The organism is Nocardia flavorosea NBRC 108225 (assembly GCF_001613385.1).
GTDB lineage: Bacteria > Actinomycetota > Actinomycetes > Mycobacteriales > Mycobacteriaceae > Nocardia > Nocardia flavorosea.
This window is the reverse complement of the sequence record NZ_BDCG01000004.1, coordinates 455,944-467,632: the sequence shown is the minus strand read 5'-3', so window position 1 is coordinate 467,632 and position 11,689 is coordinate 455,944. Positions and strand designations below refer to the sequence as shown.

The following is an 11,689-nucleotide window of genomic DNA, read 5'->3' as shown; positions in this document are numbered from 1 at the left end:
CCGCGTATGTGGACTGAACAGAAACCGTTCTCCCCGGCCGGGTATCGCCGGAGCGCAACCGGCGATACCCGCGCACGGTGGTCTAGCGTTCGATCCGCTCGATGATGGTCGCGTTGGCGGTGCCGCCACCCTCGCAGATGGTGAGCAGACCGTAGCGGCCGTTGATCCGCTCCAGCTCGTTGAGCAGGGTCGCGAACAGCTTCGCGCCGGTAGCACCGAGCGGGTGGCCGAGCGCGATCGCGCCGCCGTTGACGTTCACCTTCTCCGGATCGGCCCCGGTCTCCTTCAACCACGCCAGGACCACGGGCGCGAAGGCCTCGTTGATCTCGATCGCGTCGATATCGTCGATGGTCAGGCCGGTCTTCTCCAGCGCGAACTTGGTCGCCGGGATGGGGGCGGTGAGCATGTAGAGCGGATCGGCGCCACGGGCACTGACGTGGACGATGCGGGCGCGCGGCGTCAGGCCGTATTCCTCGACCGCCCATTCCGAGGCGAGCAGGGTCGCGCTGGCGCCGTCGGAGATCTGCGAGGCCACCGCCGCAGTCAGCGGGCTCCCCTCCTCCAGTGCCGGCAGGGAGGCCATCTTCTCCAGGCTGGTTTCCCGCGGGCCCTGGTCGATCCAGAAATCGCCCACCGGCACGATTTCTTTGTCGAACCGGCCGGCCTTGATGGCGGCGCGGGCCCGCTCGTGGCTGCGCAGTGCCCACCGCTCCATATCCTCGCGGCTGATCCCCCACTTCTCGGCGATCATCTGCGCGCCGCGGAACTGGGACACCTCACCGGTGCCGTACCGGTGGTCCCAGCCCTTCGCGCCGACGAACGGGGAATCGAAACCGTATTCCTTACCGGCGAGCATGGCCGCGGAGATCGGGATGGCGCTCATGTTCTGCACACCGCCGGCCACGATCACCTCGGCGGTACCGCTCATGATCGCCTGGGCGCCGAAGTTGATCGCCTGCTGGCTGGACCCGCACTGCCGGTCCACCGTTACGCCGGGCACTTCCTCGGGATACCCGGCGGTCAGCCACATGGTCCGGCCTATATTGCCGGCCTGCGGGCCGACGTTGTCGACGCAGCCGACGATCACATCGTCGACATTCGCCGGGTCCAGCGGGTTACGCGACAGCAGGCCCTGCAATGCGGCCGCGCCGAGATCGGCGGGATGGACCTCGGCCAGCGCGCCGCCGCGCTTGCCGACCGGGGTGCGCACCGCGTCGACCACATAGGCCTCGCGCAGCGGCGTGTAGGGGCGGCGGGCAGCTGTAGCCATAGGTTTTCTCCTAATCGGTATGGCCCGGCACGGTGAGCCCGTCGAGCACAATGGTGAGGTACTGCTTGGCGAGGGTGTCGACAGTGACCGATCCGCCGCCCGGCTGGTACCAGCGGACCGCCACCCAGACGGTGTCGCGCAGGAAGCGGTAGGCCAGATCGACATCGAGTTCGGGACGGAAACTGCCGTCGGCGACACCGCTGGTGAGCACGCGCCGCCACAGTTCGCGGAATTCGCGGTTGTATTCGTCGATATAGGCGAAGCGTTCGGAGGTCTGTAGCCGTTTGGCCTCGGACTGATAGATGGCGACCGCGGCATGCGATCGATCGATTGCCTCGTAGGAGGCCAGCACCAGCGCTTCCAGGGTGGCGCGGCAGCTCAGGCCCGCATCGGCGATTTCGCGGTAGCGGCCGAAGAGTTCGTCGAGAAATCCGCGCAGGATCTCGTCTACCATCCCCTCTTTCGAGGAGAAGTGATGATAGAGGCTGCCGGAGAGGATCCCGGCGGCGTCGGCAATATCTCGCACCGTGGTCGCGCGCACGCCCCGTTCGGCGAACAGGTCGGCCGCCAAGTCGAGGAGTTCGGTTCGCCGGGCCGATTTGCTGGGGTCGGGTGCGGTCACCCGGCCATAATACAACCAAGCATTTGCTTGGGTCCATGGTAGTGGGAAACGAATCGGGCCCGGCGTTTCCGGCTCCCCCCTCACGTATCGGAGCCGGACCCGCCGGGCCCGAAGCATGCAACAGCACTCTCGCACTGCTGTCCGATCTGATTGGACGCGCGAATCCGCGAACCGGTTCCATCGATGCGGTGGCGGGTACATTCCACCCATGACGCAGCCGTTTCCGCAGTGGCAGTGGGGATCACAGGACAGCGCCCTGTCCCGGGTGGCCGGCAGGTTCGCCGCCACAACCGCCGGTTCCCGGGTGATCCGCACGCTCACGCCGCTGGATCGCCGGGTGCTGGAACGCACCGACGCGAAGTACACCGTACTGGGACCGATCGGGGCACCGGTACTGCTGCTGACCACGACGGGTCGCAAATCGGGGTCACCCCGCACCCAGCCGCTGCTGTACGTCCACGACGGTGACCGGTTGTACGTCATCGGCAGCAATTTCGGGCAAGCCCACCATCCGGCCTGGACGGCCAACCTGCTGGCCGAGCCGGGCGCGACCGTGGCCGTCGCGGGTGAACGGATCCCGGTCACCGCTACACCCGTCGACGGCGCGGCGAAAGAGGAGATATTCCAACGTTTCGTCGAACTGACCGGTGCCTATGCCGCCTACCGCGATCGGACCAGCCGAGATCTGCGGGTTTTCGCGCTCACCCGCGTCTGAACAGCCACTCACGTAACTCTGCCCCGGATCCAGGGGCGCGCCGACGGGCACGAGACATACGGCCATCGGCCAGGGGCGCGGCCGGCCGGTCACGCACGCGCCGGCCGGCCCCCGTGTCATGCCCGCTGACTGCTGACCGAGACGACCTCACCGGTGAGGTAGGTCGTGTAATCGCTGGCCAGCATGGCGATGGTGGCCGCCACCTCCCACGGCTCGGCGGCCCGGCCGAAGGCCTCGCGTTCGGAGAGTGCATCGAGCAGATCGCTGGAGCTGACCTTGTCGAGGAAGGCATGCCGGGCGATACTCGGCGCCACCGCATTGATCCGGACCCCGAATTCGGCGGCCTCCACAGCACTGCACCGGGTCAGGGCCATCACGCCGGCCTTCGCGGCGGCATAGTGCGCCTGGCCGTACTGGGCGCGCCAGCCCAGCACACTCGCGTTGTTGACGATCACGCCACCGTGCTTCGCGTCCCGGAAGTAGTTGAGCGCGGCGCGGGTGCAGCGGAAGGTGCCGTTGAGGGTGATGTCGAGGACCTTGTCCCACTGCTCGTCGGTCATATCGGCTACCGGCGTCTCGCCGCCGAGACCCGCATTGTTGACGAAGATTTCGACCCCGCCCAGCGCCGCGGCGGCGCCCCGGACGAGTTCGTCGACCTGCGTGGTACTGGTCACATCGCAGACGATCGCATGCACCTTGCGGTCGGCGAACTCCTCGGACAGTTCCGCACGAGTCGCCTCCAGGCGCCGCTCATGCCAGTCGGAGACCACCACGTCCGCGCCCTCGTTCAGCAGCCGGCGGGCGGTGGCGGAGCCGATTCCGGTCCCGGCGGCCGCTGTCACCACGGCGCGGCGGCCGGTGAGCAGTCCGTGGCCGGGGGTCTGGGCGGGTGGTACCGACAGCGGCCCGCTCACTGCCGGGCCTCGCGGGGCAGGCCGAGCACACGCTCGGAAATGATGTTGCGCTGCACTTCGTTCGAACCTCCGTAGATCGTATCGGCGCGGGTGAACAGATACAGCCGCTGCCATTCGTCGAGATCACCGTCGGCGGCGACCAGGCCGGCCGCGCCGCGTACCGCCATGGCGAGTTCGCCGAGTCCGCGATGCCAATTCGCCCAGAGCAGTTTGCCGACCGAGGCCTGTCCCCCGTCGTCGGCGGTTTCGGCCATCGTGCGCATGGCATGCGCACGCAGCACCCGCAGGCCCACCCAGGCGCGATCGACCTGTTCCGCGAGCAGCGGATCGTCGAGGGCGCCCGATTCACGGGCCATTTCCTCGATGGCCGCCAGTTCCCGGGCGAAGCAGATCTGCTGGCCGAGGGTGGAGATACCGCGTTCGACGTTGAGCGTGCCCATGGCGACGCGCCAGCCGTCACCGGGGTCGCCGACCACCAGACCGGCTTCCGTGCGGGCGTTGTCGAAGAACACCTCGTTGAACTCGGAGGTGCCGGTGAGCTGCACGATGGGCCGGACCTCGATACCCGGCTGGTTCATCGGAACCAGTAGGTAGGACAGCCCTTTGTGGCGTTTCGAGCCGGGTTCGGTGCGGCAGACCGCGAAGCACCAGTCGGCCACGTGGGCCAGGGAGGTCCAGATCTTCTGGCCGTTGATCGACCAGTGGTCGCCGTCGAGGCGGGCCGAGGTGGATACCGCGGCCAGATCGGATCCGGCGCCCGGTTCGGAGTAGCCCTGGCACCACAGTTCGGTGACGGTGCGGATACCCGGCAGGAACCGGTCGCGCTGGGCGTCGGTGCCGAAGGCCAGCAGTGTCGGGCCGAGCAGTTCCTCGCCCACATGCGAGACGCGGGCCGGCGCGTTCGCCTTGGCGTACTCCTCGTGGAAGATGATCTGCTGGGCCACGCTCGCCGCCCGGCCACCGTATTCGACCGGCCAGCCGAGGCAGGTCCAGCCCGCGGCGGCCAGGGCGCGGTCCCATTCCAGGCGTTCGTCGAATGCCTCGTGCTCGCGGCCGGGCCCGCCGAGGCCGCGCAACTCCCGGAATTCACCGTCGAGTTTTTCGTCGAGCCAGCCGCGTACCTGCGCAGCGAACTCACTGTCGCTCAGCGCGGCCACGCTGGTCCGCTCGACAGTTTCGCGCGCCTGCGCGGCCGGTTCGGCTGTTTGCCGCCCGCCGTCGCGACCGGTACCGGATTCTGAGGTCTGGATAACACCCACGCCGGTAGGATAACCTACCAAGCACTTGCTTTGTCGACTCCGTTCGAGACCGCGCGCACCGCACACGGCCGCACGACCATGAGGACACCCGTGACATCCCCTGCGCAAACCCCGCCGGTGGCACAGACCATCCCCGCGGCACTGCACGCCGCCGCCCAGACCTTCGGTTCGGCGCCCGCACTGGCCGACGGACCCGTCCGGTTCGACTGGAACCGACTGCTCACCGAGGTCCAGGACGTGGCCCGCGCCCTGCTCGCCCGCGGAATCCAGGTCGGCGACCGCGTGGCGATCTGGTCGCCCAATACCTGGCACTGGGTGGTCGCCGCGCTGGGTGCACACTATGCGGGCGCGACGCTGATTCCGCTCAACACGCGCTACGTCGCGGACGAGGTCGTGGATGTGCTGCGCCGGGTGGACGCCAAGGCACTGTTCATCGCGGGCACCTTCCTGAAACGCGATCGTCTCGCCGAACTACACGCGGCCGCGCCCGACCTGCAGATCGACACCGTCGTCGTACTGCCCGTCGAAGGCCCGCAGGACCGCATCGAAGGCGCGCTGAACTGGTCCGACCTGCCCGGAACCGCCGCCCCGGTGAGCCGGGAGCAGGCGCTCGAACGCGGGGAATCGATCGACGCCGAGGACCTGTCCGACATCCTGTTCACCTCAGGCACCACCGGCCGCAGCAAAGGCGTGCTGATCGCGCACCGGCAGACCCTGTCGACGGCCCGCGCATGGGCCGAATGCGCCACGTTGGACACCGCCGACAACTATCTGATCGTCAACCCGTTCTTCCACAGCTTCGGCTACAAGGCCGGGATAATCACCTGCCTGCTGACCGGCGCCACCATCGTCCCGCAGATCGTCTTCGATGTGCCGACGACCATGCGCCTGATCGACCAGGAGAAGATCACCGTCCTGCCCGGGCCGCCCACGATCTACCAGACCATCCTCGATTTCCCGGACCGCGGCGCATTCGATCTGAGCGGTCTGCGGGTGGCGGTGACCGGTGCGGCACAGGTCCCGGTTGCGCTGGTCGAACGGATGCGCGCGGAGCTCGATTTCGATGTGGTACTCACCGCCTACGGTCTCTCCGAATCGTCCGGTTTCGGCACGATGTGCCGGGTCGACGACGATGCCGAAACCATCTCCGGGACAAGCGGCCGGCCCATTGCCGGGTTCGAACTGAAGCTGAGCGAGGCCGGGGAGATCCTGTTGCGCGGCCCGAATGTGATGCTCGGCTACCTCGATGATCCGGAAGCCACGGCCAACACCATCGACGCGGACGGATGGCTGCACACCGGCGATATCGGCGTGGTCGACGAACGCGGATACCTGAAGATCACCGACCGGCTCAAGGATATGTACGTCAGCGGCGGATTCAACGTGTATCCCGCCGAAATCGAGCAGGCCCTCGCCCGGCTCGACGGTGTCGCCACCTCGGCGGTGGTCGGGGTCCCCGACAAGCGAATGGGCGAGGTGGGCAAGGCCTATATCGTCCGCAAGCCGGGCGCGACGCTCACGGAGGACCAGGTGTTCTCCTACGCCACCAAGACGCTGGCCAATTTCAAGGTGCCGCGTTTCGTCGAGTTCCGCGACGAACTGCCCTACAACGCCGGCGGCAAGGTGCTCAAACGTCAGTTACGTGAGGAGAATTCGTAATGTCGGAGAACATATCCCCGACCGGGACCGGGAGCATTCCCTACGAACCCGATGTGGTGACCTATGAGCGCCGGGGTGCCATCGCGGTGGTCACCCTGAACCGGCCGGACTATCGCAACGCGCAGAACTCCGTGATGACCTATGCGATCGACGCCGCATTCGAACGCGCGGTGGAAGATCCCGAGGTCAAGGTCATCGTGCTGGCCGGGAACGGGAAGCATTTCAGCGCCGGGCACGATCTGGGCACACCCGGTCGCGACCATCACGTGAAATACCAGAACAAGGCCGCGCTGTGGTGGGACCATGTGGACCGCCCCGGCGGTGATCAGCGCTTCGCCCGGGAGACGGAGGTGTACCTGGGGATGTGCCGCCGCTGGCGGGAGATCCCCAAGCCGACCATCGCCATGGTGCAGGGTGCCTGTATCGCGGGCGGTCTCATGCTGGCCTGGGTCTGCGATCTGATCATTGCCGCCGACGATGCCTTCTTCTCCGACCCGGTCGTACGTATGGGTATTCCGGGCGTCGAATACTTCGCGCACCCGTGGGTGATGGGACCGCGCGCCGCCAAGGAATTCCTGTACACCGGCGATCGTTTCGACGCCGCGCAGGCCAAGGAATGGGGCATGGTCAACCGGGTGGTTCCCCGGGCCGAACTGGAATCGGAAACCATGGCGCTGGCCGAGAAGATCTCGGCGATGCCACAGTTCGGGCTGGCGTTGACGAAGAAGGCGGTCAACCAGTCCGAGGACCTCATGGGTATGCGGGCCGGGATGGATTCGGTGTTCGGCCTGCACCATTTCGCGCACGCCCACAATGCCGAGGTCGGCACCGATTCCCTCGGCGGGTTGAACGCCAAATCGATGAAAGCGCAGGCGAGTTCCGCCGCGGAGACGAACGACGGGAAAGCCTGAATGGATCTCGATCTCGACGAAAGCACCCGGGAATTCCAGCGGGAAGTCCGCGAATTCCTGGCCGCCAATGTCCCCGCCGAACCGCTGCCCTCGATGGACACGGCAGCGGGTTTCGAAGCACACCGGGAATGGGAGCACACGCTGGCCGAGGCCCGTTTGTCCGTGGTCTCCTGGGCACCCGAATACGGCGGGCGCGACGCGTCGCTACTGGAATGGGTGCTGTTCGAACAGGAGTACTACGCGGCCGCCGCGCCGGGCCGGGTGAGCCAGAACGGTATCTTCCTGCTCGCCCCCACCTTGTTCGAACACGGCACACCGGAGCAACTGGCGCGGATCATGCCGCGGATGGCACGCGGCGACGATATCTGGGCCCAGGCCTGGTCCGAGCCGGAAGCCGGTAGCGATCTGGCCGGTATCCGCTCCACCGCGCGCCGTACCGGCGGCGGCTGGGTGCTGAGCGGGCAGAAGACCTGGAGTTCGCGGGCGGCATTCGCGGACTGGGCGTTCGGCCTGTTCCGCAGCGATCCCGAAGCCGAACGGCATCGCGGGCTCACCTACCTGATGTTCCCGCTCACCGCCGACGGTGTGACGGTCCGGCCGATCCCGCAGTTGGACGGCGAACCCGGCTTCGCGGAAATCTTCCTCGACGATGTCTTCGTCCCGGACAGCGATGTGATCGGCGCCCCGAACGAGGGCTGGCGGGTCGCGATGAGCACCTCCAGCAACGAACGCGGCCTCTCGCTTCGCAGTCCCGGCCGGTTCAGCGCCACCGCGCAGCGGCTGGTCGACCTGTGGACCGAAACCGGCGATACCGGCACCGCGGCCCGTGATGCGGTGGTGGACGCCTGGATCGGCAGCGAGGCCTACCGGCTGCACACCTTCGGCACCGTCACCCGGTTGAACGAAGGCGGCAAACTCGGCGCGGAATCCTCGATCACCAAGGTGTTCTGGTCCGAACTCGATATCGCCATGCACGAAACCGCGCTCGACCTGCTCGGTGCCGGCGCCGAACAGACGAGCCGCTGGACCGACGGTTATCTGTTCTCGCTGTCCGGCCCGATCTACGCCGGTACCAACGAAATCCAACGCAACATCATCGCCGAGCGGCTCCTCGGCCTACCACGAGGAGGTAGCCGATGAAATTCGCGCTCAGCCCGGAGCATCTGGACTTCGGTGCCAGTATCCGCAAGCTCTTCGAATCCGGTTCCACCCCCGCCGCGGTGCGCGCGTGGAGCGGTACGGATCCGGCGCCCGGCCGGGGCCTGATCGAGCAGCTCGCGGCCGCCGGCGCCCTGGGCCTGACGATCGCCGAGGATTTCGGTGGTCTCGGTGCCGAACCGCTCGACCAGCTGGTCGCGTTCATCGAGATCGGGCGGGCCGCTGCCCCCGGCCCGCTGGTGGAAACCGCGGCGGCCGTACCGGCACTGCTGCAGGCACTGGCCGAGACCGATCCGGCGCCCGCGCAACGCTGGCTGCCCGGTATCTCCGAAGGGACCTTGTCGGCCACCATCGCCTTCGGCGGGGCCACCGGCCCGGCGGTCGCGGTGGACGCGGACCGCGCCGACCTCGTCCTCCTGACTCAGGGCGACCGTCTGTCGACGGGCCGAGTGGGCGAACAGGTGCGCTCGCTGGATCCCGCCCGGCGGCTGTTCGTCGTCGAAGCCGGCGAAACCATCGCCGAGGGACCACAGGCCCGCACGGCTATCGCGGCAGGATTCGATTTCGGTGCCCTGGCCAATGCCGCGCAGCTGCTCGGCGCCGGTAAGGCCCTGCTCGACGCGTCGACGGAATACGTCAAGCAGCGCAAACAGTTCGGCCGGCCGATCGGTGAATTCCAGGCGGTCAAACAGAAACTGGCCGATGTGTTCATCGGCCTCGACCTGGCCGAACCACTGCTGTACCGGGCCGCGCTCACCACCGGGTCGCAGAATCGGGTCCGCGATATCTCGGCGGCGGCGGTGGCCGCTGCCGATGCCGCCTACCAGGCGGCCCGCACCGCACTGCAAGTGCACGGCGCTATCGGCTACACCGCCGAATACGACCTGTCGCTGTGGCTGACCCGGGTCACCGCCCTGCGCGCCGCCTGGGGCACCCCGGATCTGCATCGTGGCCGGGTCGCCGAGGCACTGCGCGCCACCGGAGCGGTGGACCCGTCGGGCGCACTCACCTGAGAACACCACCACCCGGGCGGCGGCCTGGGCCGCACGGGTGCACTGCCGGAGCATCCGGCGCGCACGTGGCGATGCGAGAACCGGCAGACAGTGGCAACAACCGGACGTAGGCGCCTCGGCATCCGTCCGTCAGACCTACGGGAGAAGAGATGATCAGCGAGGAACAGCGGGAGCTGGTGTCGGCGGTCCGGGGACTGCTGGCCAAACGCGATGCCCGGGCGGGGATTCGCCGGGCCATGGACACCGACCTCGGCTACGACCCGCAACTGTGGGCGCAGCTGTGCGAACAGGTCGGGGTGGCCGCACTGGCAATTCCCGAGGAGTATGGCGGCTTCGGCGCCGGACTCCCCGAATCCTTGCTGGTGGTGGGTGAACTCGGCCGGACCCTCGCCGATGTGCCGATGCTCGGTTCGGCGGTCCTGGGCGCGCAGGCCGTACTGCTGTCCGGCGACGGCGAAGCCTGTGAGCGGCTGCTTCCCGGTATTGCCGAAGGCAGCCGCACCCTCGCCGTCTGCTGGGCCGGCGCCGCGGGCTGGGACGAGTTCGGAGTGGCGGCCGACGGGGAAACCCTGCACGGCACCGCGCACTATGTCCTCGACGGCACCATCGCCGACACCCTGATCGTGATCACGGACAGCGGCCTGTTCGAAGTGGACCCGGCAACCGCCGGGGTCGAGCGCCGGAAGGTGGCGGCCATGGACCCGTCCCGGGCGCTGTCCGAGATCACCTTCACCGGCGCCGCGGCCCGCCGGCTCGGCACCGGTGACCCTGCTCCGATAATCGACCGGCTCCGGCAGATCGCCTGGGCGGCGCTGGCCGCCGAACAGGTCGGGGCGGCCGAATACTGCCTGGAGGCGACGGTGGAATACACCAAGTCGCGGGTGCAGTTCGGCCGGGTCATCGGCAGCTTCCAAGCCCTCAAGCACCGGATGGCCGATATGTACGTCCTGGCCGAATCCGCCAAATCGACCGCCCTGACCGCCGCCATCGCCCTGGCCGAGGACAGCCCATCGGCGGCCGAGGATGTCTGGGTCGCCCGCCGTCAGTGCAGCGAAGCGTTCTCCACGATCGCTGCCGAAACCATCCAGTTGCACGGCGGTATCGCCATTACCTGGGAACACGACGCGCACCTGTACTTCAAACGCGCCCACGGCGACGCCCAACTCTTCGGCACCCCGGAACGGCCGGTGATCCACAGCTGACGTGCCGCGGCCGTTCGCGCATCACCGGATCCGGGCTACGCCCCGGCCGGGTGGGGGCGAGGACCGCGCCGGTGACACCGGGTTCTCGGCAGTGTCCAGCAACTACCGTCAGACCCCCAGGATCGGAACCTCGTATTTGTGGCACCACGGATCCCGCGTGACCAGCGTCAGCCCCTCCGCGATCGCCTGAGCCACCAGCATCCGGTCGAACGGATCGCGGTGGATCAGCGGAAGCCGCCCGGCTGCGATGGCATGGCCGGAGCTGATCTCGAGCGTCACCAGACCGCTGTCGCGAATACGCTCGGGCATATCGAGCGGGCCGCCGAGTTTTCCGGCGGCCTGCTTTATCGAAACCTCCCATATGGAGACGACGCTGACGAATACGTCCGGATCGTGGTCGAGCCGATCTTTCAGTTCGCCCGATAAGCTCGCGTCATCGGTGAGCCACCACAGCACTACATGAGTGTCGAGCAGCAAGCTCATCGGGGCATGCCGAAATCGTCCGCAATCGCGGCGTTGGTCTCGTCGGAGTCCCAGTCCTGCCCGAGGTCGATTCCACGCAACGAACCCCGGGCAGTGCGGTTCACCCGCCGCACCAGGGGAACCACCTTGGCCACCGGATGACCGGCCCGGCTGATCACGATCTCCTCGCCCCGTTCGACGCGTTCCACGATGCGCGACAGGTTCGTCTTCGCCTCGTGGATATTGAACTGCTCTGCTGCGTTGGCGGCCATGCCCAAACCTCCTTAGCTAAGATGTTAGCCCACCTTCTCGGGTGCGGGCAGCGTCGCCGAACCGATCGGTCGGGCGATATTCCGTTGCGTGGGCGGTGGCGCCGTGGCAGTGTGTCGGAACAACAGCGAGTCGTGAGGGAGGTGGAGAGCGTGACGGTCGGTCGGATTGTCGTGCCGCGGCGGACCGTGCCGGTCCGTGCCGCAGCGTTCTCCACCCTGAACCTCCCTCGCT

Annotated in this window: 12 protein-coding genes; 6 read left to right on the top strand and 6 right to left on the bottom strand. The window is 67.7% G+C overall.

What is annotated here, in order from left to right; genetic code table 11:
- Nucleotides 1–82: 82 nt before the first annotated feature.
- Together NFL01S_RS06005 and NFL01S_RS06000 are read right to left on the bottom strand one after the other, a co-directional pair.
- Complete coding sequence (locus NFL01S_RS06005) at nt 83–1,237, bottom strand: acetyl-CoA C-acetyltransferase (protein ID WP_062972500.1); 1,155 nt, start codon at nt 1,235–1,237, stop codon at nt 83–85.
- 43 nt (nt 1,238–1,280) lie between these two features.
- Nucleotides 1,281–1,892, bottom strand: coding sequence for a TetR/AcrR family transcriptional regulator (locus NFL01S_RS06000; RefSeq protein ID WP_033244029.1), 612 nt, complete (start codon nt 1,890–1,892; stop codon nt 1,281–1,283).
- A 208-nt stretch (nt 1,893–2,100) separates the two neighbouring features.
- On the opposite strand from NFL01S_RS06000, the gene NFL01S_RS05995 reads away from it, so the two are divergent.
- Nucleotides 2,101–2,607 (top strand): nitroreductase family deazaflavin-dependent oxidoreductase, encoded by a 507-nt coding sequence (locus tag NFL01S_RS05995; protein WP_062972216.1) that lies wholly within the window; start codon nt 2,101–2,103, stop codon nt 2,605–2,607.
- Nucleotides 2,608–2,723: 116 nt separating this feature from the next.
- On the opposite strand, the gene NFL01S_RS05990 is transcribed toward NFL01S_RS05995, so the two are convergent.
- A complete protein-coding gene (locus tag NFL01S_RS05990; RefSeq protein WP_062972215.1) occupies nt 2,724–3,521 on the bottom strand; it encodes an SDR family oxidoreductase in 798 nt (265 codons plus the stop codon).
- On the bottom strand, nt 3,518–4,669 hold the full coding sequence (locus NFL01S_RS05985; RefSeq protein ID WP_247606074.1) for an acyl-CoA dehydrogenase family protein: 1,152 nt from the start codon (nt 4,667–4,669) through the stop codon (nt 3,518–3,520). Before NFL01S_RS05985 ends, NFL01S_RS05990 begins: the two co-directional genes overlap by 4 nt.
- 201 nt (nt 4,670–4,870) lie before the next feature.
- Here NFL01S_RS05985 and NFL01S_RS05980 point away from each other — a divergent pair, with 201 nt between their 5' ends.
- The 5 genes from NFL01S_RS05980 to NFL01S_RS05960 all read left to right on the top strand — a co-directional run bounded on the left by NFL01S_RS05980 (nt 4,871) and on the right by NFL01S_RS05960 (nt 10,723).
- Nucleotides 4,871–6,439: a FadD3 family acyl-CoA ligase gene (locus NFL01S_RS05980; protein ID WP_281181491.1), complete on the top strand. Its 1,569-nt coding sequence runs from the start codon at nt 4,871–4,873 to the stop codon at nt 6,437–6,439.
- Entirely contained in the window at nt 6,439–7,350 is a 912-nt protein-coding gene (locus NFL01S_RS05975) for an enoyl-CoA hydratase (RefSeq protein WP_062972214.1), read from the top strand. The genes NFL01S_RS05980 and NFL01S_RS05975 overlap by 1 nt, the downstream gene beginning before the upstream one ends.
- Nucleotides 7,351–8,490 (top strand): acyl-CoA dehydrogenase family protein, encoded by a 1,140-nt coding sequence (locus NFL01S_RS05970; protein WP_062972206.1) that lies wholly within the window; start codon nt 7,351–7,353, stop codon nt 8,488–8,490.
- Entirely contained in the window at nt 8,487–9,521 is a 1,035-nt protein-coding gene (locus NFL01S_RS05965; RefSeq protein ID WP_062972204.1) for an acyl-CoA dehydrogenase family protein, read from the top strand. Before NFL01S_RS05970 ends, NFL01S_RS05965 begins: the two co-directional genes overlap by 4 nt.
- A gap of 149 nt (nt 9,522–9,670) precedes the next feature.
- The gene (locus NFL01S_RS05960) at nt 9,671–10,723 is read left to right on the top strand and encodes an acyl-CoA dehydrogenase family protein (RefSeq protein WP_062972202.1); all 1,053 of its coding nucleotides are present in this window, start codon (nt 9,671–9,673) and stop codon (nt 10,721–10,723) included.
- Between the two features lie 108 nt (nt 10,724–10,831).
- Here NFL01S_RS05960 and NFL01S_RS05955 read toward each other — a convergent pair whose 3' ends face one another.
- Together NFL01S_RS05955 and NFL01S_RS05950 are read right to left on the bottom strand one after the other, a co-directional pair.
- The gene (locus NFL01S_RS05955; RefSeq protein ID WP_062972200.1) at nt 10,832–11,206 is read right to left on the bottom strand and encodes a type II toxin-antitoxin system VapC family toxin; all 375 of its coding nucleotides are present in this window, start codon (nt 11,204–11,206) and stop codon (nt 10,832–10,834) included.
- Nucleotides 11,203–11,457 (bottom strand): type II toxin-antitoxin system Phd/YefM family antitoxin, encoded by a 255-nt coding sequence (locus NFL01S_RS05950; protein ID WP_062972493.1) that lies wholly within the window; start codon nt 11,455–11,457, stop codon nt 11,203–11,205. Before NFL01S_RS05950 ends, NFL01S_RS05955 begins: the two co-directional genes overlap by 4 nt.
- Nucleotides 11,458–11,689 lie beyond the last annotated feature (232 nt).